Annotated in this window: 24 protein-coding genes and 1 tRNA gene; 19 read left to right on the forward strand and 6 right to left on the reverse strand. The window is 42.9% G+C overall.

Annotation, left to right across the window (positions count from 1 at the left end; translation table 11 throughout):
- Positions 1-84 precede the first annotated feature (84 nt).
- The 6 genes from QC759_RS10970 (at position 85) to QC759_RS10990 (ending at position 4,754) form a co-directional block, all read left to right on the forward strand.
- Positions 85-1,593 (forward strand): PQQ-binding-like beta-propeller repeat protein, encoded by a 1,509-nt coding sequence (locus QC759_RS10970; protein ID WP_048073264.1) that lies wholly within the window; start codon positions 85-87, stop codon positions 1,591-1,593.
- 332 nt (positions 1,594-1,925) lie between these two features.
- A complete protein-coding gene (locus tag QC759_RS10975; RefSeq protein WP_048073265.1) occupies positions 1,926-2,114 on the forward strand; it encodes a hypothetical protein in 189 nt (62 codons plus the stop codon).
- A 2-nt stretch (positions 2,115-2,116) separates the two neighbouring features.
- The gene (locus tag QC759_RS12275) at positions 2,117-2,377 is read left to right on the forward strand and encodes a type II toxin-antitoxin system RelE family toxin (protein ID WP_048073266.1); all 261 of its coding nucleotides are present in this window, start codon (positions 2,117-2,119) and stop codon (positions 2,375-2,377) included.
- Between the two features lie 237 nt (positions 2,378-2,614).
- Positions 2,615-3,709 carry an acyltransferase family protein gene (locus tag QC759_RS10980; protein ID WP_048073267.1) on the forward strand — a complete coding sequence of 365 codons (1,095 nt, stop codon included), beginning with the start codon at positions 2,615-2,617 and terminating at the stop codon, positions 3,707-3,709.
- Positions 3,710-3,881: 172 nt separating this feature from the next.
- Positions 3,882-4,118, forward strand: coding sequence for a type II toxin-antitoxin system HicB family antitoxin (locus QC759_RS10985; RefSeq protein WP_197050487.1), 237 nt, complete (start codon positions 3,882-3,884; stop codon positions 4,116-4,118).
- Between the two features lie 192 nt (positions 4,119-4,310).
- The gene (locus tag QC759_RS10990) at positions 4,311-4,754 is read left to right on the forward strand and encodes an Hsp20/alpha crystallin family protein (protein ID WP_048073268.1); all 444 of its coding nucleotides are present in this window, start codon (positions 4,311-4,313) and stop codon (positions 4,752-4,754) included.
- A gap of 95 nt (positions 4,755-4,849) precedes the next feature.
- Here QC759_RS10990 and QC759_RS10995 read toward each other — a convergent pair whose 3' ends face one another.
- The 3 genes from QC759_RS10995 to QC759_RS11005 form a co-directional block, all read right to left on the reverse strand.
- Entirely contained in the window at positions 4,850-5,596 is a 747-nt protein-coding gene (locus tag QC759_RS10995; protein ID WP_048073269.1) for a PsbP-related protein, read from the reverse strand.
- A gap of 36 nt (positions 5,597-5,632) precedes the next feature.
- Complete coding sequence (locus tag QC759_RS11000; protein WP_048073270.1) at positions 5,633-5,980, reverse strand: DUF2085 domain-containing protein; 348 nt, start codon at positions 5,978-5,980, stop codon at positions 5,633-5,635.
- 175 nt (positions 5,981-6,155) lie between these two features.
- Positions 6,156-7,601: an MFS transporter gene (locus tag QC759_RS11005; RefSeq protein WP_082055721.1), complete on the reverse strand. Its 1,446-nt coding sequence runs from the start codon at positions 7,599-7,601 to the stop codon at positions 6,156-6,158.
- 554 nt (positions 7,602-8,155) lie between these two features.
- Between QC759_RS11005 and QC759_RS11010 the strand changes: the two genes are divergently transcribed.
- From QC759_RS11010 to QC759_RS11020, 3 genes are all read left to right on the forward strand, one after another.
- On the forward strand, positions 8,156-9,295 hold the full coding sequence (locus QC759_RS11010) for an ABC transporter permease (protein WP_048073272.1): 1,140 nt from the start codon (positions 8,156-8,158) through the stop codon (positions 9,293-9,295).
- Between the two features lie 24 nt (positions 9,296-9,319).
- A complete protein-coding gene (locus QC759_RS11015) occupies positions 9,320-10,000 on the forward strand; it encodes an ABC transporter ATP-binding protein (protein WP_048073273.1) in 681 nt (226 codons plus the stop codon).
- Between the two features lie 166 nt (positions 10,001-10,166).
- On the forward strand, positions 10,167-10,694 hold the full coding sequence (locus tag QC759_RS11020; protein WP_048073274.1) for a phospholipase D-like domain-containing protein: 528 nt from the start codon (positions 10,167-10,169) through the stop codon (positions 10,692-10,694).
- A 146-nt stretch (positions 10,695-10,840) separates the two neighbouring features.
- Here QC759_RS11020 and QC759_RS11025 read toward each other — a convergent pair whose 3' ends face one another.
- The gene (locus QC759_RS11025) at positions 10,841-11,092 is read right to left on the reverse strand and encodes a hypothetical protein (protein WP_048073275.1); all 252 of its coding nucleotides are present in this window, start codon (positions 11,090-11,092) and stop codon (positions 10,841-10,843) included.
- Positions 11,093-11,549: 457 nt separating this feature from the next.
- Between QC759_RS11025 and QC759_RS11030 the strand changes: the two genes are divergently transcribed.
- From QC759_RS11030 to QC759_RS11075, 10 genes are all read left to right on the forward strand, one after another.
- Positions 11,550-11,867 carry an aminotransferase class IV gene (locus tag QC759_RS11030; protein WP_048073276.1) on the forward strand — a complete coding sequence of 106 codons (318 nt, stop codon included), beginning with the start codon at positions 11,550-11,552 and terminating at the stop codon, positions 11,865-11,867.
- Positions 11,868-11,980: 113 nt separating this feature from the next.
- Positions 11,981-12,463 carry a DUF488 domain-containing protein gene (locus QC759_RS11035; protein WP_048073277.1) on the forward strand — a complete coding sequence of 161 codons (483 nt, stop codon included), beginning with the start codon at positions 11,981-11,983 and terminating at the stop codon, positions 12,461-12,463.
- A gap of 104 nt (positions 12,464-12,567) precedes the next feature.
- Positions 12,568-12,846 carry a hypothetical protein gene (locus QC759_RS11040; protein ID WP_048073278.1) on the forward strand — a complete coding sequence of 93 codons (279 nt, stop codon included), beginning with the start codon at positions 12,568-12,570 and terminating at the stop codon, positions 12,844-12,846.
- A 6-nt stretch (positions 12,847-12,852) separates the two neighbouring features.
- The gene (locus tag QC759_RS11045) at positions 12,853-13,008 is read left to right on the forward strand and encodes a hypothetical protein (RefSeq protein WP_243687099.1); all 156 of its coding nucleotides are present in this window, start codon (positions 12,853-12,855) and stop codon (positions 13,006-13,008) included.
- Positions 12,977-13,219: a toxin-antitoxin system TumE family protein gene (locus QC759_RS11050; protein ID WP_048073279.1), complete on the forward strand. Its 243-nt coding sequence runs from the start codon at positions 12,977-12,979 to the stop codon at positions 13,217-13,219. Before QC759_RS11045 ends, QC759_RS11050 begins: the two co-directional genes overlap by 32 nt.
- Positions 13,220-13,355: 136 nt before the next feature.
- Positions 13,356-13,438, forward strand: a tRNA-Leu gene (locus QC759_RS11055).
- Between the two features lie 193 nt (positions 13,439-13,631).
- Positions 13,632-16,448, forward strand: coding sequence for a DEAD/DEAH box helicase (locus QC759_RS11060; protein WP_048073280.1), 2,817 nt, complete (start codon positions 13,632-13,634; stop codon positions 16,446-16,448).
- Between the two features lie 107 nt (positions 16,449-16,555).
- On the forward strand, positions 16,556-17,371 hold the full coding sequence (locus tag QC759_RS11065; protein WP_052659998.1) for an alpha/beta fold hydrolase: 816 nt from the start codon (positions 16,556-16,558) through the stop codon (positions 17,369-17,371).
- 84 nt (positions 17,372-17,455) lie between these two features.
- The gene (locus QC759_RS11070; RefSeq protein ID WP_048073281.1) at positions 17,456-18,439 is read left to right on the forward strand and encodes a magnesium transporter; all 984 of its coding nucleotides are present in this window, start codon (positions 17,456-17,458) and stop codon (positions 18,437-18,439) included.
- Between the two features lie 129 nt (positions 18,440-18,568).
- Positions 18,569-19,105 carry a hypothetical protein gene (locus QC759_RS11075; RefSeq protein ID WP_144405539.1) on the forward strand — a complete coding sequence of 179 codons (537 nt, stop codon included), beginning with the start codon at positions 18,569-18,571 and terminating at the stop codon, positions 19,103-19,105.
- A 395-nt stretch (positions 19,106-19,500) separates the two neighbouring features.
- Here QC759_RS11075 and rnc read toward each other — a convergent pair whose 3' ends face one another.
- Together rnc and QC759_RS11085 are read right to left on the reverse strand one after the other, a co-directional pair.
- Positions 19,501-20,160, reverse strand: a complete 660-nt coding sequence (rnc, locus tag QC759_RS11080; protein WP_048073282.1) for a ribonuclease III — start codon at positions 20,158-20,160, stop codon at positions 19,501-19,503.
- Between the two features lie 157 nt (positions 20,161-20,317).
- Complete coding sequence (locus QC759_RS11085) at positions 20,318-21,163, reverse strand: carotenoid biosynthesis protein (RefSeq protein WP_048073283.1); 846 nt, start codon at positions 21,161-21,163, stop codon at positions 20,318-20,320.
- Positions 21,164-21,284 lie beyond the last annotated feature (121 nt).

Consider the following 21,284-nt stretch of genomic DNA (forward strand, 5'->3'; position numbering starts at 1 on the left):
AAAACTATCAATTGGTATCAATATTGTTTAATACCAAACTAAAATTTTTGAAAGGGAATACAGCATAAAGGAGGTGAAAAAGACTTGGAAAAAACGAAAATATCCCTAAAATTATTACTGGTTATTGCCGGGCTTTTGGCAGTATTATCCATTTCCCCGGTAATGGCTGATGATAGTCTAGCAAGTTCCGAGTCCCCTAAATATCAGGGTGACAACCAGAACACCGGACAGTCCCCCTATACTGGCCCACAAACCAACCAAACCCCGTGGAATTACACCCTGAACTCCAGTGAAAGCATTACCATAGCTCCAGCAATTGGCCCGGATGGAACCATTTACTTACCAGTTACTATTAGAACAAATACTCATTATTATTGCGATTTAAAAGCTATAAACTCTGATGGAACCTTAAAATGGAATTACACAATTAACAATGGTGCAAATAGTAACTCAGGTTTTACCGGAACACCGGCCATAGGGTCAGATGGAACCATATACATTCCAGGATACGCTGAAAGTGGAGGTTTCTTGCTGGCTTTAAATTCTGATGGAACATTTAAGTGGAATTACATCACTGATTGTTGGTCCGGTTCGAATTCTCCAGCTATCGGAAACGATGGGACCATATACACTTCCGGGTTTTACCAGGGAGAGAGTCCAATGGGTTCCAGGCAATATGGTATACTTTATGCCATTAATCCCAATGGTACCTCTAAATGGAATTACACCATCACTGAGCCAGATTATGGTATGAGTTGGTCACATGGATCTCCAGCAATTGGTACGGATGGAACCATCTACTTTACCGGTGAAGTTGCCACCTGGGGATCCTTTACTAGCCGGTTATATGCAATAAATCCGGATGGTACTGTAAAATGGCAAAAAATCATCAACGCCAACCCATCTTATTACACCAATCTCCGAATATCACCAGTGGTAGCTAAAGACGGAAGTATAATCATCACACCATATTACTACAACTATGTGGACCATACCAATGTGGTTTATGTCTTTAACCCCGACGGAAGCGAAAAATGGAACACAATCCTCCCCCATACTCTGATAAGAGGATTAGCCCTGGCCAGTGATGGAACCCTATATCTTACAGGATGGTACGAAAACGGAAACAGTATAACTGGAATCCTTTACGCAATCGGATCTGATGGTTCTATTAAATGGAATTACACCACGGACTATCCCTTGAACTTCAACCCGGTTATTGGCAACGACGGAACCATTTACTTCGGTGAAGGAGCAGTACCCGACACTTTATACGCATTGAACAGTGATAGAACCCTTAAATGGTCATTACCAGTTCAAACAACGACCGCCCCTGTAATCGGAGCTAGCGGAGCACTGTATGTAGGTATTGTTACTGATGGCCTGTCAGGACAGATTTACAGTCTTCTGGCCATTAAGAGTCCTTACTCTCCCCAGAATGATCCTGCCAGCAACAACAGCAACGACCCAGTAAACACTGTAAATGCCGCCAGTAAAACCATAAAAATGCAAGAAACCGGACTACCAATTAATTGGATGGTCCTGGCCGTGTTAATGGTTTTAGGTGGTTTAATCCAAACAAAAAGGAATTAAATCCATCCTTTTTTTTATTTTTTTTATTTATTGATATATTTTCTCAAATAGAGCTTAAGGAACAAGCCCCAGAAAATAATATTAACCTATTGGAAGGACTATCTTGTGCTGTTGGAACTTACCTCATGCCAACTGTTGAAATTTAGAAAAACTCTGGATTTCATCCAAATATAATATATATACCAATCTAACAGACTACCGGCAGTCATTCCTCTCTTAATGATTTATGATGATACACCACAATCTTTATATTAATACTAATAATATTATAATTATGAATTAAATTAAGTGTTTATGGAATGATTAACATAAAAACATGTGGAGACTAAGAAATGTCATCAGATATAGGAGATTTAAAGAAAAAATCGTCCTCTTTAAAGAAAAATAAACGCTCCGAAGAACCTTCGATCTCCCCGGAGTACCAGAAAGAAGTGGAAAAGATACGTATTGATACCCATAAAAAAGGCAAACGGATAAAAATTGGAACTATCCGTGACTTTTCAAAAAGATATGGGTTATAGGTATGACTTACACTCTAGAAATAAACAATAGAGTGGATAAAAACTTTAAAAAGCTAGAAAAGCGCGATAAAAAACAAATTAGAATAATCAGAAAAAAATTACTACAAGTACTGGAAGATCCATATCGCTTCAAACCTCTCCAGAATGATATGTACGGTCTTAGAAGAGTTCATATTGGATCCTTTGTTCTGGTTTATGAAATAATTGAAGCCGAAAAAACTGTTCTCCTTTTAGATTATAGACATCACGACCATATTTATTAATATTTGATCCCGTTTTTTTAGAAATCATTTCTGACTACTTACTTACACCTACACGTTTTTTTGCATTAAATAGCAAATACTTATTAACTTCCGAGTGATATGGTAATTAGTGACCACATTTATCCTTTTAATTAAGTATCAAGTCTTAATAGTTTTACTAAATGTAAATTGTGGTCTGTTATCAATTTAAAACAAGATAGCTATGCTCATAATGATTTAGTTAATGGAGAATTCTAAATGAGAAAATATTACCTTGATAATTTGCGATGGCTTGTAATTTTAGTATTGTTCCCGTACCATACCTTACTCCTCTATAGCAGTATCGGGTCCTACTACTTCCACGTGGCTAACTCAATGGTGGCCAATGCATTCCTCCTCTGTTTTGCCCCCTGGTTCATGCAACTGCTGTTCACTGTGGCCGGGATCGCCACCTACTACTCCCTGAAGAGGAGAAATTCCACGGAATATCTTAAGGAAAGGGTGACCAAACTCCTCCTCCCGGCAGCGGCGGGTGTCCTCCTGGTAATACCGGTGAGTGTTTACTTCGGCTTCCTTTACAGTGGATACACCGGTAGCTTCCTCTCCCTGTGGCTATCTATTTTCAGCCACCCCCTGGAGTACCTGGCCAACGGAATAATTATAGGCCCCCTGTGGTTCCTGTTGTACCTGTTCATAGTCTCGGTGGTGGCCCTGCCCTTTATCATGAAGTACAAAAAGGGAGAATGGAGAATACCCATGGAAAAGGTAACTGTACCTAAACTATTGCTGATGATAATCCCCCTGACCATTGGTAGCTTTTTCCTCAATTTATACCCGGATAAAAGTGTAGTTCAGTTCTTATTACTCTTCATGGCCGGTTACTTCTTACTGTCGGATGACAGTGTGCAGGAGAAGCTGGAGGATAAAAGATGGCCACTTTTCATCTCCTTTGTGGTTTTAACCAGTATCTATGTGGTGCTAGCTTTATCTATCCTGAGTTCATCGGCAGACGCGGGCAGTGCCACTACATCCATCCTGTCTCTGTTCCTGATGCAGCTCTACGCCAACGTTATCCTGTGGCTGGGAGTCCTGGGGGTCATGGGAATGGGTAAACACTACTTGGAATTTAAAAACCCCACCACCCTGTACCTGTCTGCGGCTTCCTTCCCCATTTACATCTTCCACATTGTATGGATCAACCTGTTTGCCTACTACCTTATTGGCTGGTTGCCGGGTATGATGGCCCTGCAGGTAATCCTCACCATGGCGTTGAGTTTCGTATTCACCATAGCCACCATTGAGGTGGTTAGGAGAATCAAGGGGATCCGGTTCCTATTTGGGATTAAGGGATGAAATTTTAATCTGGAGGTTGATTCCCTTTCAAATATTTTTTTGGCCTGGCTAGAATGGGGTGTTATCATACCATAATCCCCTGTATGTAGAATGAGAATATTTACATAATTTTTATATAATAGTTATTACTATTTTTGTTTGAAGTAAATTTTTATAATTAAGGAGTTACAAGATGTACATAATGAAACGAAAATATAAAGTTTCGGTCATTGTAGAACATGATAAAGATGGATATTTCGCTTTTTCTCCGGAACTTCAAGGATGTTACACTCAGGGAGATACCTACGAGGAGGTTATGGCCAATATTAAAGATGCCATTAAACTCCATCTGGAAGACCGCCTGGAAAGTGGCGAAGTGATACCTGAAATCAACTCAGTTTGCCTGGCGTCTCTGGAAGTAGAGGTATGAGTGGAAAACTTCCTTGAGAAAAATAATATTCCTTTTTCCTTCCAAATAATTGTTCTTTTAACCCCTTCTGATCCCCACCCTGACTGCACATTAAAAAATAACTACCATTAAAAACATAATAACTACCGTGATGTTCACCTTGTTTTTTCAGTTTAAGGCCTTAATTTTCATAAAATAAAAGGGGGATTAGACATGAATGAGAAAAAGGGAAAGGCAGAAGAGATTATAGACAATATGCTCCAGACCATCAAGGAGAGACAGGTGGATCTGGACAATGCCATTGCCGAATACACCAGCCGACCGTTTAAACCGGCCATGGATGTTATGGAGGACGAGAACCAGATTGTGGTCAAGACGGACCTACCGGGGGTTAAGCGGGAGGATATCCAGATCGACCTCACCGAGGACACCCTGGAGATTAGTGCCGAGTCCTCCCAGGAAAGCGAAGAAGAAGGGGAGGAAGAGGGAGTGGTTTACCACCGCAAGGAAAGGCGTTACGCCTCGGCAGCCCGTACCTTGATACTCCCGGCCAAGGTGAAACTCGGCGAAGTCACCGCCAAATTCGACAACGGTGTCCTGACCGTGACCATGCCCAAACTGGAGAAAAAGGAAACCTTCAACGTCAAGGTGGATTGAAAAAGACCATTTTACCTTAAAAACCTTGAAATATTTGGATACCAAAAAAATTATTAAAAAAATAGATAAATAAGGGGTGTTTTTTTCCAAACCCCTTAACTCACTTTTACACTGTTCAGTATACTGTCCATCAACTTCTGGTTGTTGTCAAAGACACTGGTTTCGGCAATGAACTGCATGTAGTAAACTTTCTGACCTTCCTTACCGGTGATGGCGGTTAAAACCTTGTTTTCCTGGTTGCTGGTGGGGTCAGTTAGGGTAAATATCATCTTGTACATGGTAAGTCCATTTACCGTGGTCTGGGTGTCACTCAATAGCTTGGCTGATGAACCACCCTGAATATTGGTTTTGGTGGCCTCCTTGGCCTGGGCCATGGTCGCCCCTACTGCCGCCAGATCTCCCATGGAAACATGCAGGGTGAGACCGTCTGAACCGTACAGGCTGGTCAGATACTGCACACTCGATCCACTGCTTACAATATCCCCCTGGGAAGTGGCAGTCTGCCAGTCATCGGGATAATTAAAGGTTAAACCATTCTGTGAAAAGGTTTTGGTCAGGGCAGTTGTATCTCCTACGTAGTAGTTAAAGGTGGTTGCATCCGGGAACAGTACAGCCAGTAACCCTATTATAACAATAAGACCCACGCAACAACCACCCACAATGGTGAGAACCTTCACCGTGTTGGTCTGTTTACTCCACCAGTTACCTTTTTTAGGTTCTGTTTTTTCTTCTCCGGCCGGAGGAACACTATAGGAATATTTAGGCAGTTTGGTTCCGCACTCTTGGCAGAACTCAGCCGAATCTTCATTTTCACTCTTACAATTGGGACAAATCTTGCTCATAACTATCACCTACATCACTAAAAACCCTGTAAAAAATTACAAACTAGTTATCACTACCCATTTAATTGCTTTAACCACAATAGCTAGGCCAACACCCCCTAAAAGTCCAGTTAATAAGCGTAATGTATTGTTACTCATACGTGAACCCCCCAACTGGGTGAAACCATCTAAAAATGTAGGGATCATCATGAGTATCCCCAGTGCTACCAGGTAAATGGTGTAGTCAATGTAGAAGAAGTAGGCATAAATAAAGTATGAAAAGGCACCCAGATAAAATCCAGTGCAACGGGCGCAAACCGGGAAGTAGATCCCATGAATATTAAAAGTTCTCTCTGGGATACGATGGCAAATTAAATTTGAAACCCTAAAATCGTCTGAAAACATACCAGTGGTGCCCCCCTTCCATTGCATGTTAATTTGATAAAATATTGTTGCCCAGAACTAATATAATTTACTCAGACTTTTTAGAATAAAATTAAGAAAAAAGGAGAAACCACTTGGTAAAAGATATCCTGGGGTAAAGATATCCCGGAGTGAACGATAACCAGGGGTAATCTACCTATTTGGTGTGTTGAACCATGACCATCAACGCCATGCCCACGGTTTTAACCATTTTCTGTTCCATCTGGATGGTCTTCTTAAGGGCCACCTGTTCGTACTTGACCAGGGCCTTCTTCTTGTTTTTAAGACCAGCCAGGGATAGTACAGCCATACCCACACTGAGGATTGCTCCGAAGATGACCACCAGGTGCAGTCCACTGGTTAAATTGGCAGCAGCCACTCCCTGTAGTTGGCTGGCCTGCATGAGTTCAGGGGATATGGCCAGGTGGATTAAAAGTCCTGCATAACACACGGCAAACACCATCCCCAGGTTACGGGTGGTGGCAATGATACCGGAGGCCACCCCTGATTTTTCAGTGGGTAGCTGGCTCATCAGGGCCTTGTTGGTGGGTGACTGGAACAGGGCCACTCCCAGTCCCATCACTGCCAGGCGGATGAACACATCCCCCGCAGTGGAGTTTACCGTTAACTGGGTCATGGATAATAGGGCCGCCGCGGAAACCATAGACCCGGCAAAGGCCGGGATCCGGGATCCGAAGCGGTCGGAGACCATACCACTGATGGGGGCCACCACCATCATCAGGATGGGTGAGGCAGTTAACACCAGGCCAGTGGTGGCCTGGTCCAGGTGGAGGACCTTCTGGAGGTAGAAGGGCACGGCAAAGAACATCATGTACATGCACAGGTAGTTGAAGTGCAGGCTGAGGTTAAAGGCCCCGAAGGTCTTCCTTTTGAAGAGTCTTAAATCCAGGACCGGGTGTTCGCAGTGAAGTTCCTGGTAAACAAAGAGGCCCAGCATGACCACGGCCCCTACCCCGGTGAAGGCAGCGAAAAGATAACTGGCCTGTTCCACCAGGTTCAAGGTTAGTACGGTTAAAAACAGGCCCAGAAACTGTAACAAGGTACCGGGTATGTCCCATTTAACTGCTGTACGGGTGCTGCGCTTGAGGATCTGGTAACAGAATACGAAGTCCAGTATTCCCGTGGGTACGTTCACCAGGAATATGGCTCTCCATCCCAGATATCCAGAAATCACTCCTCCAATGGCGGGTCCTAGGGCCAGGCCGGCAGCTATGGCCACGGCGTATATTCCCAGGGCTCTTCCTAGTATGTGGCTGGGGAAGGATCGGCGGACCAGGGCCATGGACACACTGATCATCATGGCCGCGGCCAGTCCCTGCAGTCCCCGGAAGATGATGAGAGCTTCCACTGAAGGGGATAAACTACAGAGTAGTGATGTGGCTACAAATCCCACCAGACCAGCCATGTACACCCTTTCCTGTCCGTAGAAGTCTCCTAACCGGGAGAAGAATAGGACAAAGCCTAAAAGGGTTATCAAATATGAGATCAGTACCCACTGGACTGTGGTCAGGGCCACTCCAAAGTAGACGGAGATGGTGGGTAGGGATACGTTGATGATGCTGGCGTTAATGGGAACCATCATGGTTCCCAGAGATAGGGCTAGCAGGATCTGCCATTTCTTTTCAAAACCAGAAATGTTATCATGACCTGGATAGGGGATTTAAAGAAGAATGGGTGGATAATCCCTTAATTCCATCTGACACTAACATTTCCACAGTTAAAAAAAATCTGTTAAAATAATCAAATAATAATGGTTGCGTTTTGGTAGTTTTAAAAGCTAATTTACTGGTAAATTTCAACTGAAAATACACCTTCATAATACACTATTAGTACACTAAAACTTAAGTTTAACATCACTTATAAAGGTTGTCATATAGGGATTAACTACCACAGAAAGTAATGCTTTTTACATTACATATGATTTGTATTGCATTTTGCAATACATGTTAACCATGGGAAAATTTTCTGATCTAACTACCCTAAATAATACTAAAATTTATATACAGTGGGAAATAACTAATTAAATCTACAATAATTACATTAGAATTAGATTGAAGTATTTTTACTTATGGGAATTTAAAGAAAGGAATCATCACTATTTTTTAAGGTGTTTTCTAGATTAAGGTGAAATGAAAAATGTTAGATATAGCTTTTAAAGATTTTAAAGCCAAAAAGGGCCGCACGGCCATGTGTATCATTGGAGTCATGGTCTGTGTTTTACTCATTGGTACCGTTAACCTGGTCCTCTATGAAATGGAATCCGGTCTCAAGGGAGACCTGGGAACAGTTAACGGGCAATTGTACTTTGAAAAGAACGGGACCAGCTTCCCACCCTACGCCAGTATAATCCCCCAAACACTGGGGGATGAAGTCCTGAAAAGGGCCGAAGTTGACCAGGCCAAAAGTACCGAGGCCCTCTTTGCACCGGTTCAAACCGGGGAGAGTGCCCAGTACACCATGATCGTGGGTTTGACACCTGGTAAGGAGCAGGCCTTCCTGGAGAACGCCACCGTGAATGGTAAAAGTTCCCTGGTGGGTGAAGGTGACAATGCGGTTATAGTGGGTTCCGAGGCTGCTAAAAAATACAACGCCACGGTAGGTGGCACCATAACTGTGCAGGGAAACCAGTACAAGGTAGTGGGTATCATGAAGCAGGTGGGCAGTGGATGGCCCCTGACCATTGATAATTCCCTGGTCATGCCTCTTTCCCATGCCCAGGCAGTGATGGACATGTCCGGACTCATATCCACAGTTATCATCACTCCTTCTGGCTCCATTGACGGTGCAGAAACCAGTCTGCAGGACGCTTATCCCAGTTACACCATTTACTCCCAGAAGGACACCCAGAAAACACTGGATGACAACCTGAGCCAGATCAGGATATTCATGAACATGATCAGCACCTTCATATTCCTGGTTTCAGTGATCATCATCATGATCGTTATGATGATGTCGGTCAAGGAAAAAACCAAGGAGATAGGAACCATGAGGGCTATTGGAACCAGTAAAATGAAAATTATGGCCTTGATAATATATGAATCACTTATCCTGAGCTTAGTGGGTGGTATTGTGGGGATCATCCTCATGTCACCCACCTACAGCATGCTGGGCCTATTGATGGGAGCAAAAGAAGTGAATTTCCTGAGCTTCAACATACCCGGAGCCATTGTCTTGCAGGTCCTGGTCATCGTATTTGTAATTGGAACCTTCAGTGGACTCATACCTGCCTACCTGGCCACCAGAATCAGTCCTATAGATGCTCTGCGATATGAATAAGAATAATGAAAGGAAGTGTGTGTAATGAAAGGTTTAGTTAAAGGAGAAGGACTCTGGAAAACCTATAAACTGGATAGTACCGAGGTCCACGCCCTACGGGGGCTGGATATAAGTGTAGATGCGGGAGAATTTGTATCCATTATGGGTCCTTCTGGGTCCGGTAAATCAACCCTCCTCAACCTCATTGGGGGCTTAGATACCCCTACCCAGGGGGATCTTTACATTGGAGGGAAGAATATCGCGGCAATGAAGGATAAGGAACTCACCCGGATGAGGGCGGAGAATATTGGATACATCTTCCAGACTTTCAACCTCCTGCCGGCGTTGAGTGTACGGGATAATGTGGAATTTCCCATGAGGAACCTCACCGGTAGTAAGAAGATGGATAAATCCTCCCGGATAAAAAGGGCAGAGGAATGTGTGGAAATAGTTGGTCTGGGGCCCCGGATGAATTACCTTCCCGCCAAGCTTTCTGGTGGGGAGAGGCAGAGGGTGGCCATTGCCCGGGCCCTGGTGAACCATCCCAAGTTCATCCTGGCCGACGAACCAACTGGTAACCTGGACAGTGAAGCCACCAGCAACATAATCGACCTCCTGCATCAGGTTAATGAGGAGGGAACCACGGTGATCATGGTTACCCACGATGTGGAAACCACCCGGGACACCCGTGTACTGAGAATCAGGGATGGATTGATTGAAAGTTAAATCCATCTGACCCTTTTTTTAAAATACTCCTTTTTATTTATCATCCTTTTTTTTATCGTTCTCTTCATTCTCTGGAAAAAAAGGATTACCTAAATACAGTAATAGATTTAATATAATACTTAATAATAAATATCTATTGAATAAATATAACTGCAGGGGATTTAAGATGGCAGAAGATAATGTGGATTTAAAACTCCTGGGCCAGGACCAGCTACTACCCTGGCTCCAGCACGATATCTCACAGGTAACTCAAAGTATAATGGTAGTTGGCCCCTGGCTTGATGCATATTTTGTAGCTAAAGTCCTGGATTCAATGCAAACCACCAAAATAGGGGTTTGTTTCCTGGTGCGTATAGATGGAGATGAACTTATTGACGCCAAGACACTCTCCGCCTTGAACCTGGCCCGTGAAAATCTGGAAAACTTCCAGGCCCGGACCCTTCCCTACCTCCACTCCAAGGTTATCCTCCTGGACCAGGCTTTATTTTACCTGGGAAGTGCCAACTGGTACTGGTACAGCCTCCACAAATCACTGGAAACCACAATAACTGGAAAAATAGATATATTGCCGGGATTAACCACGGAAATGGACCGGTACTGGGAAAAGGCCACACCATTAACCCGTGAAGATTTAAGATGTTACCATGATCTGGAACCCCACCAAAGAGATCCATACCGATATAGGTTAAAATGACTCTAAATTTACTATATACTAATTATAAATGCCATAGTACCAGGTTTAACCAATATCTAACCGGAAGAATGACCGTTCATAAACGGGAAAGAATGACTGTTTCAATAAGAAATAAATTAAAACACTGTTAAATTAAAGGTACTAGACTACTCTTCTTCTTTGGGTATGAAGGTGGCATTGATTTTAAAGGAATAAGTCTGTGCCTCGGAAGGGTCTTCCTTCTCCAGTTTCTCCACACTCCACAGATCCAGGGGGTGCCGGTCCAGGATAATGTAGCCACATTCACCGGAAAACTCCATGTAGGGAAACTCAGCTTCCCGTAAGGTCTTCATAATCCGGATCATAACCTCTTCTAATTCTTCTTCATCCAGTTCTAGAACAGTGTTTCCCTCGCCCATAGGTTCAACCCTCCTTATTATCTCCCTGTAAATATTTGATTTATAAAATTTAAAAAAGTAGTGCTAAAGCGCCAAAGGGATGAAAACAATACTCTGAAAGGATGAAGAGATAAAAAACAATATTCTAAAGAAAGGAAAAATTAAATGTGATTAGGGTGAGAAGGGGTTGTTGTACAGATATATTATAGGCCGGCAAAGCATTTTTACAGTGATAGTGGCTAACCCCTCTCCACCATATTTATGGTGGGGATTGTAGAAAAAATTACTGATTTTACGTACTGTTCGGGGAATTTACGAACTGTTTGTATTATATAAACTGTTTGGAGAATTTAGAACCGTTCGTATTTTTCATTATCCCCCACATAATAGCACATAATGTAACATAACTTTTATAATAGAATTATTACAAATATTTTTATTACAGTGTCTATCAATACAATCTTGAGAGGGAATAAAAATGAGCCAATGGAAAGAAGTTAAAAGAGATGAAGAGGAAAAGGAAAAAACCAAATTTTGGGAACCGGAGGTCATCGGAGAAACATTGCAGGGAACCTACATTGATCTGGAAGAAAATGTAGGCCAGTTCAAGAGCAACCTCTACACCATAAGGACCAGTGAAGGAGAGGTTAAGGTTTGGGGCTCCACAGTCCTGGACGGGTTAATGGAAAAGGTGGATATGGGACTGGAAGTCCGTATAACCTTCAATGGCAAACAACCATCCAAGAGTGGTAAAAACCCCTGGAAAGATTTCAAGCTGGAATACCGGGAAAAATAACCTTAAATTTTTAATGGTAATAGAATAATTCACTAGGTAATCAATATTCCTAAAATATCGATTCTAAACTATCCACTAATTAAGTGTAGTACCAATATCCTCAGAGTTTTAGCATGAACCAGCAAGTATTCACCATAGGGCACAGCAATCATCTTTTCAGAGCATTTCTGGAATTAATCCATAAAAATAACGTCAACATGGTGGTGGATGTCCGCACCAGCCCCTACAGCAAGTACTCCCCCCATTTCAATAAAAAACCATTAATGAAGACTCTGGAAGAATCAGAAATAGACTATGTTTATATGGGAAACAAGATCGGTGGAAAACCACGGGATAAGAAGTTCTACCACGAGGACCAGCTCCAGTACCACCTCCTGGAGAAGGATGAAAAGTACCAGAAGGGACTCCAGGAACTGGTGGACCTAATCCCCAATAACACATTGGTGTTGATGTGCAGCGAGGAGAACCCCTATCACTGCCACCGCCACCACCTCATCAGCCAGTCTTTACTTAAAAAGGGGTACAGTATAACCCACATTCGTGGGAACGGTACCCTGGAGAATGTGGCCAATGATTATCAGGCCAGGCTTTTTTAAATTCTGAAAAATTTGATAATCAGACCCTAACTGTTAATTCTTATATGTTTGATAGGACATAATTTATATCACAAATACTTATCCCATGGATTGAGGTTAATAATATGAATACTGTCCTTGAAGTGAGTAAAATTGTTAACATACCTCCAGATGAACTTATAGCCAGGGGTATGCTAGCATTTCTGGAGAAGGAAATCAGACTTTCTGAGCTGGAAATCGCTGATCTTCGTGACAAGTACGATGTTGCTAGCAAAGAAGATTTATATACACTCATTGAATCTAAATCCATCAACAGCCATCCTGCCTGGGAAGACTATATTACCTGGAAAAATAAGGAAAAATACCGGAAAGATCTCGAAGAAAAATTGAAATTAATCCGGTGATTTTTTTTGCTGCAATTATATCTTATTCTTAAGAAAATATCCGAAAACGAATTTAAAGATATTGTGGTCTCCACTCGCCTGTTAGGTGGTAAAACCAGCAATCCCAACAAGTTAAGATTAGATATCTGTGATGGAAACTTTTTTAGATATCTGGCATACTGAAGATGGGGATTATTCATACCACTGGGAACAAAGAGCCCAAAGAGGATTGATAAATCGCTGGGACAATGCACCGGACCACCAACACATTTCTACATTTCCTGATCACTTCCACTCTGGATCTGATGCACATGTTGTTGAAAGTAAATTGGATCCAAATCCTGAAAAAGCCATACGCACTGTTTTGACATTTATCAGGGAAAATTTAGATTGAAACAACCTTTCCCAATCATAACTAGAATCACCATCCACCAGAGTGGAAAATTCTTAATAAACACCGGAGGTAATGTGTTAAGTGAGTGGATTCAGACCGAAAGGTTATATATGACCTCCACCAATGTGGTTATACTGCAGGGGTACCCAAGCGGTCAACGGGGATAGGTTCAGGGCCTATTGGTGTAGGCCTTCAAGGGTTCGAATCCCTTCCCCTGCACTCTAATTTTAATAATTAACTCTTGAAACCATTTCTTTAAATCTTCTATTACGAGTGTCTTTTTTTTTAAAATCCCTTTACCAGGTTAATACCCCTATTTAAATATTAATTAACCTCCGCCTCCGGTTATCTAAAAGCACCTTAACCGATTTATTTATACCATAACGGGCATATATGTGATAAGAAGATTATCATGTTACAACAAGTCCTCGATGCACTGGAAGGTAACCGCACCTTCAGGCGGAAGGTGGAACATATCGAAACCCTCAATGCCCGCCAGGCAGAGTACGGTGAGGTGAAGGGCCTACCATTATCCATCCAGAAGTACCTCCAGGACAGCCGTATTCAACTCTACCAGCACCAGGTTGATGCCACCCAGCTCATCCGGGAAGGGGAGAACGTACTCATAACCACCCCTACGGCTTCCGGTAAAACCCTGGCCTTTAACCTGCCCATCATGGAAACATTGAGTCAAGATGAGGAGGCTACGGCCCTCTACATTTACCCGGCCAAGGCACTGGCCAATGACCAGTTGAGCGTCCTGAAACACCTGGAATCCTCCTGTGGACTGGACTTCAAGCCTAATATCTACGACGGGGACACCCCCAAGAACATCCGCCCCTGGATCAAGGAAAACTCACGCCTCATTCTAACCAATCCCTACATGTTACATCTTATCATGGGCTGGCACCACCAGTGGAGCCGTTTCTACCGCAACCTCAAGTACGTGGTGATTGACGAGGCCCACCACTACCGGGGGGTTTTCGGCTCCAACGTGGCCTTTTTAATCCGAAGGTTAAGACGAATATGTAATCATTACGGTAGTTACCCCCAGTTCATCCTTTCATCGGCTACCCTGGCTAATCCCCAGGAGTTCAGCCGTAACCTGGTGGGTAAAACCTTCCAGGAGGTTAACCATGATACTTCTCCCAGTGGGAAGAAGCATTTCATCTTATACAACCCCTTTGCCAAATGGGGTGATCTTTCCACCCACCAGGAGACCAAGAACCTGTTCCAGCTCATGGTCCTAAACGATCTGCAGACCCTGTGCTTCACGGTTAGCCGGAAGATGGCGGAGATCATCGCCATGTGGACCAAGAGAGAGTTGAATGAAACCAGACCAGACATGGTTAACCGAATAACTGCCTACCGGTCGGGATATCTGGCCGAAGAGAGGAGAAAAATAGAGAAGGGACTAAAGACTGGGTCCCTGGTAGGGGTGACCTGCACCAATGCCCTGGAGCTGGGGGTGGATCTGGGTAGTCTGGACGGGGTGATCATCAGTGGCTACCCCGGAACCATGATCAGCACCTGGCAGCAGGCCGGTAGGGCAGGCCGGGCGGAAAATGAGTCCCTGGTGGTGATGGTGGCCTTTGAAAACGCCCTGGACCAGTACCTCATGAAGCACCCTGAATTCCTCTTTCACAAATCCCATGAAAATGCAGTGATCGACCTCCAGAACCGGAGAATAGTCAACGGACACCTCCTGTGTGCCATAAAAGAGTTACCATTAACTGTGGATGACTTTGAAAGGTACTTCGAGGCGGATTATGATACTTTAGAAGAGATACGTCAGATGGGCCTGGTACAGGAAACTGGACAGGGATTAACCTATGTGGGGCGGAAGGACCCGGCCATGGAAATCAGCCTGGACCAGATATCCAGTGACCACTTCCGCGTCTTCCATAATAAACGTTTGATGGAGACCATGGACCGGCAACATGCCTACAGTGAGGCCCACGAAGGGGCAGTGCTCATAAATCAGGGGGAAACCTACATCGTGGACCAGTTCAACTTCAAAAAACGAACCATCAATGTCAAGAAGATGGATGTGGATTACCATACCCAGGCCCTTCGGAATGTGGAAGTGACCATTGAAAAAGAGCTGAACAACCGGAAAATTGGTAACTTCTCGGTCTCCTTTGGAGAGGTGAAGGTTACCCAGGACTTCTACAAATACAAGGAGATGCTCTACGGTAAGACCCTGGCCACCCATGAACTGGACTTGCCACCCTTAAAGTACCATACCCGGGGCCTGTGGTTCACTGTACCGGGAATGGTGGCTGATTCACTGGAGAACATATTCACCAAGAAGGACGCCTACGCTGGTAGCCTGCACGGTGCAGAACACGCCCTTATCTCCATGTTCCCCCTGCTGGTATTATGTGACCGGTTTGATATAGGGGGATTATCCACCAACTACCACCCACAAACCGGGAAAGCAACTATCTTCATCTACGATGCCTACGAAGGGGGAATTGGACTGGCAGAAAAGGCAGTAGAGGTCATGGATAAACTGGTGGAGGTCACCCGGGACATGGTTAAAAGCTGCCAGTGCCGTAAAGGATGCCCCACCTGCATCTACTCCCCTAAATGTGGTAACGATAACAAGCCCCTCCATAAAAGTGGGACCATATTCCTTTTAGAATCTATAATGAAAATGATGGAAGGTGAAACCATGGAATTCCCCACACACCTGACAACTGATCATCACGAGATCTCCAGTCCACCTTCAAAAACATCGATGGTGGGTGCAGAGGGTTACCATGAATTTGAAAATCCCCAGAATCTCACCCAAAAGGGTGAATCCTTCTACCTCAATGGTAACTACCCACAAGCACTTTCCTGTTTCCAGAAGGCCCTGCAGATGGATGAAAATCAACTTTCAGCCTGGAAGTACCAGGGCATGATAGAGCAGCAGCAGGACCATCAACCAGAAGCATTGAAATCCCTTAAAAGAGCCCTGCAGATAGACCCGGATAACCCGGAAACCATCTATTACCTGGCAGTTTCCCTCTATAAAACTGGTAACCATAAGGAATGCCGGGATCTTGCGGAAAAACTCACCAGGTTAAGGGGTGACTGGGATGATGCCTGGTGTGTTCTGGGCATGGCTCGACAGGCCCTTAATGAGAATGAAAAAGCTATTCAAGCTTACCATAAGGCTCTTGAGATTAATCCCTTAAATGAGGAGGCTGGAGATAATTTAAAGGAACTTTTGGAAGATTAATGGACTAAATTTATAGATTAATGGACTAATTTATTATATGTCCTGAAGCCACTAGCACCCGAAAAGATTTTCCCCTGCTTAAAATCATGCTTAGGGAATATAAATTAATGTTGTTTACCATGAACTTCTTAAAACTAGAAAATTGTGATTTATACTACCAGGAGACGGGTAGCGGTGATCCTGTTGTATTGATACACGGAATGGGTAGTGACCATACTGCCTGGGGAGGTCTGGTTCCCCTGCTCCAGACAAACTACCGGGCACTGGCAGTGGATCTACGGGGCCACGGATACTCCTGCAAAACTCCCGGTCCCTACTCCCTGGATCTCTTTGCCACTGATCTATTAAAGTTACTGGAATCACTGGACATTGGAAAAGCACATTTCCTGGGCCATTCCATGGGTGGAGCAGTTTTACTGGAACTGGCCCTCCATCACCCCGAAAAAATGTATTCCCTGACTCTCATATCCAGTTTTGCCAGGGTAGACCCACCACTGGAAAAAAAATTAAACACACTCCTTAAAATCCTTTCCGAGCAGGGTTATGAGGCCTTTTTTGATGCCTGCCTTCCTCTTACCTATACCCCGGAGTTTCTGGAGAAAAACCAGGAATCTTTTTCTTTGATTAAAGCCACCACCAGTCAAATGGTATCTCTCACCAGTTTAACCGACACCCTGCAGGCCTGCCTTCAGATCGAGCTTAAAGATGACCTGAGTGAAATAGATGTTCCTTCACTGATTATTGCCGGTTCTGAAGATACATTTACCCCTCCTCATCATGGGATTTTCATCAGTAACAACTTAAAACAGGGAAAAATGGTAATTATGGAAGGTGTTGGTCATAATTTGCTGGTGGAACAACCTGAAAAAACTCATTCCCTAATAAAAGATTATTTAAAATTGTCCAGGTTTAAAACTGATTGAAGATAAATAAATGGCTAAATGAGTTATAACATCTAACCTGAGTTGTTCTGATAATCACATTATATGCATAACGGAGTCATATCTATGGAATACCCTGAAAAAACTGCTGGATATAATATGGTGAATAATGTTCCTGTATTTAATGACGATAACACTCTGGCTGAGATTGAAAAGGCACTGGAGGATGCAGCTCACCAATTCACAACTTTGGATTACATTTATCTCACTAAAAAAGATAACACCCTGGTTGGTGTTATTTCCATTAAAAATCTAATGTCCAGTGGGGATAAAAGTTTAAAGGCCAGTGATATTATGATCCGTGACCTGGTCACCACTGATGTTACCAATGATCAGGAAAATGTGGTTTACCTGGCCCTTTCTCATGGTTTAAAATCCATTCCCGTGGTGAATGAAGAAAAGGGTTTTATGGGGGTGGTGCCCTACGATACCATACTCCAGATATTCAACCACGAGGTGCAGAGTGATGTGTTCAACTTTGGAGGAATATTCCACCGTGTGGGGGATGAATACACCACCATACATTCTTCAGCCCTCCACATGATACGTTCGCGCCTTCCCTGGCTTATAATTGGCGTTATTGGAGGTACACTTGCTGCATCCCTGATTGCCCAGTTTGAAGAACTTCTATCCAGTTTCATTGCCCTGGCCAGCTTCATACCAGTGATGGTGTACATGAGTGATGCTGCCGGGGCCCAGACTGAAGCCCTGATAATCCGTAGCATGGCCCTGGAATCCCACCTCAATGTTCGAAAATACCTCGCCCGGGAAGTAGTGGTGGCCATTACCCTGGCTGCTGTATCCGGTTTGTTTGCTGCTTTTTTAGCTTATATGACCCGTCAAAGCCTAATACTGGGAGTTATTATTTTCCTGGCACTGTTTTTAAGCATCATTGCCTCGGTTACCATTAACACCTTTGCTCCCCTAATTTTAAAGAAGTTTAATTACGACCCGGCATTGGCCACCGGACCACTGGCTACCATATTCAGTGATATAGCTACCCTGGCTATTTATCTGGCAGTGGCCATGACTTTACTCCGTGGAGTTTGATTAAAATTAAACCTGCCCCAAAAAAAAATTAACCTCCACAATTTGATAACATTAACTAATTTAATTAGGGTTTAACAACAGAATATAATAGGAATTGTGGGGGCAATAAAAATCCATTGGGGGGACTATATGGGGGAAAAATTATATTTACTGGGGTTAATAACACTTTTATCATCATTAATTATAGTGGGGGGTAGTTTAACTTCATTCAGTTCTTCAGATTCACCAGTTATATCTAATGTGGTTGTTGATGCTGGTTTTACTTATTACTGGGAGAATCATGCCTATTCTGGTGATCTTAATAGCATCTTTCCCCTACGTTTCCTGTCACCAGCTCCCCCTCGCCCACTCTCCCCGGAATCAACTCGGTATCTTTCACCTCACTCCTCCCGGATTTTATCCAGTTCTCCCTTAAGACCATTATCAGAGTTTTCCCCCCGAACTCTATCATCACTACCCCTGAGACCATTATCAACCGTGGTTACTCGTCCACTTTCCCCCTCAACAAAAAGAGAACTTTCGACCGAGTCAACACGGCCTTTATCCCCTTCACCTCAACGTACCCTCTCCCCTTACCCAAAAAGACCAATATCAAGCCCGGTGAAAAGAGAATTATCACCTTCTACCACCAGACCTTTATCACCAGCACCGGTGCGACCACTTTAAACTTATTATCTAATTTTTTTTATTCCAGAATTCAAAATTCTCACTTATTTCTCACGTTATTTTTAAATGGAAAATTTTAGGATAAATAATTTGATTAATGGAGGGAGTGTGGGGATAGATATGGTCCCTTAAAATAAATTAACATCAATATTACTATTATAATAAAAAAATGTTGTTACAAACTAATAATGTTGGGATAAAGTTATATTGTTGGAAGATCAATAGGGGTTTGAAGAATTAATTTTTGGAGGGCCACTATTACATGAACAACAGGGAAACTATATTCATTGTTGGAATTTTTTCCATAATCCTCATGGTGGGATTTGCAATGAGCATTATTAAATTTTAATTTTATTCCCAATGGTATGGGGAAAAATCATTAAGCATATCCCTTTTTAAAAATTAAAATTAATAAGAGCCATCTTGGCTGCATTCTGCTCTGCTTCTTTTTTACTTCCCCCACTACCAGTTCCGTAGTTTTCTCCATTGATAATTGCAGCCATGGTGAAGGTTTTGTTATGTGGTTCCCCTTCCTCATGGACCAGATCATAGGTTAAATCCAAGCTCTCATGGTCGCAAAGCTGATTCAATTCAGATTTGTAATCATAAAAAAATACATCTTTCTGTTCTATGTGGGGCAGCACAGTTTGGGAGAGGAACTCTTTCACTGGTTCCAGACCGAGGTCCAGGTACAAAGCCCCGATAAAAGATTCAAAAACATCGGCAACTACTGAATCTACTTCCCGCCTAGTTAGTTCTGCACCGGCACCCATTTTAGTGTACTGGTCCAATCCCCATTCCGTAGAGTAGGCATAAAGTGCCTGTTTACATACGAAGTTAGCACGCATACGGGTTAATTCACCTTCGTTTAACCCTGGATCCATTTTATATAAAAATTCAGAGACCACCAGGTCCAGTACGGCATCCCCCAAAAATTCCAGGCGTTCATAACACTCACTGAGACCGTTTTCATGGGAATAAGACTCATGTAAGAAGGCCAGTTCGTAAAGATGGGTATCATTGGGTTTAATTGAAAAATTATCCAGTAGTTTCATATTATCACTGATCTATATTAGTATATGTTCTAATATGACTTAAAATAATTTGCTTTTTTTTAAAATATGGTTTAAGCTGACTAAACTCAAAATTGGTTAGTTTTATCAGGCCAATATATTTAATACAGGCATTTCCATTTGTATAATCCTTTTACATTTATTTATCCAGTTCCGGGTTGTTGGAGATGTTTACCAGGGCCACCAGGGCCACGAATATCATGGTGAACACGGTAATTAAAGCCATATCAATGGTGATGTAGTTGTACTGGAAAAATATGAATAATATAGTTCCCAGGGCAGTTATACCATAAACTAACGCAGCTTCACTCCAGTAGGGCTTACTGGTGATTTTCGAACGGATTTTATCATTGATAGTGTCATATCGGGAAAGGTACAGGGCAAATATCTGGAAGAAAATGTAGACCACCAGAAACCAGCCAAAGAAGTTGGAGACCGGAACTCCGAAGTAGGCACCGGGATTGGTCCACACCCACATACCCTGTAAGGTGGAAGAAAGGGGATCAATGGTTAAATCCCACATAACCATTATAAACGCCGCTATTAGCGGTACCAGGAAAACCTGTTTTCCCTGAAGTTTTCTAGCGTACTGGCCAGTTAACACGTGGGCTAAAGCAAAGGAAAGATATCCCACCGCGAAGTAGGCAAATATGATTATAAGGGGAACGGTCATCATCCCCAGGCTGGGTGAGTAATGGTAGTATCCAAAGGGGAATCCCGTGGCTATGCTCAGGTTTTCAAAGGTGAAGCTAACGGCCCAGGTAATCAGGAAGAAAATTAACATGTTTTTCTTACCATACCTATCCACTCCGTGTAAAACTGCTAGGACGAATATAAATGCCGTGGCCAGGAAGTAATCTACGGATTGTAAATTGGGATCACTGAAGGTAAAAATCATTAAAATGTTAATTACAAAATAAAGTATTATTAAAAACCATCGCAGCTTATTAAAGGAAGTTTTCGGCTTTTTTACTGTGTTAGGCATGTAAATTTCCCCCTAAAATCCCTATACTAATATATAATCAGATTTATTTAAAGGCGAATAAATATATTTTGATTTTAACCGTTATGGTAAAAATAAAGAGCCTAAAATTAAAAACAAATTG

Source organism: Methanobacterium formicicum, from assembly GCF_029848115.1.
Classification (GTDB): Archaea; Methanobacteriota; Methanobacteria; order Methanobacteriales; family Methanobacteriaceae; genus Methanobacterium; species Methanobacterium formicicum.

Bases quoted from the DNA above. Each gene is read 5' to 3' on its own strand.
- QC759_RS10980 (WP_048073267.1), top strand. From the start codon at position 2,615: ATGAGAAAATATTACCTTGATAATTTGCGATGGCTTGTAATTTTAGTA.
- QC759_RS11050 (WP_048073279.1), top strand. From the start codon at position 12,977: ATGGAAACTTTTTTAGATATCTGGCATACTGAAGATGGGGATTATTCA.
- QC759_RS11070 (WP_048073281.1), top strand. From the start codon at position 17,456: ATGGAATACCCTGAAAAAACTGCTGGATATAATATGGTGAATAATGTT.
- QC759_RS10975 (WP_048073265.1), top strand. From the start codon at position 1,926: ATGTCATCAGATATAGGAGATTTAAAGAAAAAATCGTCCTCTTTAAAG.
- QC759_RS11085 (WP_048073283.1), bottom strand. From the start codon at position 21,163: ATGCCTAACACAGTAAAAAAGCCGAAAACTTCCTTTAATAAGCTGCGA.
- QC759_RS11035 (WP_048073277.1), top strand. From the start codon at position 11,981: ATGAACCAGCAAGTATTCACCATAGGGCACAGCAATCATCTTTTCAGA.
- QC759_RS11075 (WP_144405539.1), top strand. From the start codon at position 18,569: ATGGGGGAAAAATTATATTTACTGGGGTTAATAACACTTTTATCATCA.
- QC759_RS11000 (WP_048073270.1), bottom strand. From the start codon at position 5,980: ATGTTTTCAGACGATTTTAGGGTTTCAAATTTAATTTGCCATCGTATC.
- QC759_RS10985 (WP_197050487.1), top strand. From the start codon at position 3,882: ATGTACATAATGAAACGAAAATATAAAGTTTCGGTCATTGTAGAACAT.
- QC759_RS11020 (WP_048073274.1), top strand. From the start codon at position 10,167: ATGGCAGAAGATAATGTGGATTTAAAACTCCTGGGCCAGGACCAGCTA.
- QC759_RS11065 (WP_052659998.1), top strand. From the start codon at position 16,556: ATGTTGTTTACCATGAACTTCTTAAAACTAGAAAATTGTGATTTATAC.
- QC759_RS11030 (WP_048073276.1), top strand. From the start codon at position 11,550: ATGAGCCAATGGAAAGAAGTTAAAAGAGATGAAGAGGAAAAGGAAAAA.
- QC759_RS11040 (WP_048073278.1), top strand. From the start codon at position 12,568: ATGAATACTGTCCTTGAAGTGAGTAAAATTGTTAACATACCTCCAGAT.
- rnc (WP_048073282.1), bottom strand. From the start codon at position 20,160: ATGAAACTACTGGATAATTTTTCAATTAAACCCAATGATACCCATCTT.
- QC759_RS10990 (WP_048073268.1), top strand. From the start codon at position 4,311: ATGAATGAGAAAAAGGGAAAGGCAGAAGAGATTATAGACAATATGCTC.
- QC759_RS11060 (WP_048073280.1), top strand. From the start codon at position 13,632: ATGTTACAACAAGTCCTCGATGCACTGGAAGGTAACCGCACCTTCAGG.
- QC759_RS10995 (WP_048073269.1), bottom strand. From the start codon at position 5,596: ATGAGCAAGATTTGTCCCAATTGTAAGAGTGAAAATGAAGATTCGGCT.
- QC759_RS11015 (WP_048073273.1), top strand. From the start codon at position 9,320: ATGAAAGGTTTAGTTAAAGGAGAAGGACTCTGGAAAACCTATAAACTG.
- QC759_RS11010 (WP_048073272.1), top strand. From the start codon at position 8,156: ATGTTAGATATAGCTTTTAAAGATTTTAAAGCCAAAAAGGGCCGCACG.
- QC759_RS11025 (WP_048073275.1), bottom strand. From the start codon at position 11,092: ATGGGCGAGGGAAACACTGTTCTAGAACTGGATGAAGAAGAATTAGAA.
- QC759_RS11005 (WP_082055721.1), bottom strand. From the start codon at position 7,601: ATGATGGTTCCCATTAACGCCAGCATCATCAACGTATCCCTACCCACC.
- QC759_RS12275 (WP_048073266.1), top strand. From the start codon at position 2,117: ATGACTTACACTCTAGAAATAAACAATAGAGTGGATAAAAACTTTAAA.